We start from the raw sequence: 684 nt of genomic DNA, 5'->3' as shown, positions 1-684 counted from the left end.
GGAAAGTGGTCTGTGTTTCGCTGCTTGATCGGCTGCCTCGAAGACAAAGAAGGGACTCGATTCGTCCTGAACGAAGGCCATTGGTACATTCCGTCCGACGGAATCTTTGGCCCGGTTGAAGCGTTCTTCCGAGATCGAAAAGCCGAATCCGACCCGAATCTCACCCCCTTCCTCGTGAAGAGCTGGTCGAAGAACAATAAGAGTGGCGCAAAGGCAAAGATTATACCGGCCTATGAGCCTGAAGAGGATTACAATAAGCGCATTGCCGATGAGACTGGATACGTCCTCTTCGATCAAAAGTGGCATAAGTCCTCAAGCGGAGAGTTCTCCAAGCTTGAAGTTTGCGATCTTTACGATGCGAGCCAATTGCGAATGATCCATCTAAAACGCACATCTCGGCAGCCGAGCATGCTAAGCCACCTCTTTGAGCAAGGCCGGCGGACTGCCGACCTTTGGCAGCGTGATGATGTAAGGAAACAATTCATCGAGCGAGTTCGCGCCGACGCAGGAGACGAAAGGGCGGAGCTTCTTAGAAATGCCAAGCCAGCGGATATAACCATTGAATTTGCGATTGCCGACCACTTAAACAATCAAGGCCATCACACCATTCCATTTTTGGCCAAGCTGACATTCGAAAGCAATGCACGAGAAATCGAATTCCGTGGCTTTCGGGCTAAAATTCGC

At 50.7% G+C, this 684-nt stretch carries 1 protein-coding gene; it reads left to right on the top strand.

The features are described from left to right. Nucleotides 1-684 (top strand): TIGR04141 family sporadically distributed protein (locus ABTU92_RS29860; RefSeq protein ID WP_408095162.1); only part of this gene is annotated, 684 nt, incomplete at both ends.

Source organism: Rhodoplanes sp. SY1, from assembly GCF_046000175.1.
Classification (GTDB): domain Bacteria; phylum Pseudomonadota; class Alphaproteobacteria; order Rhizobiales; family Xanthobacteraceae; genus Rhodoplanes.
This window is presented reverse-complemented; position numbering and strand designations above follow the sequence as displayed.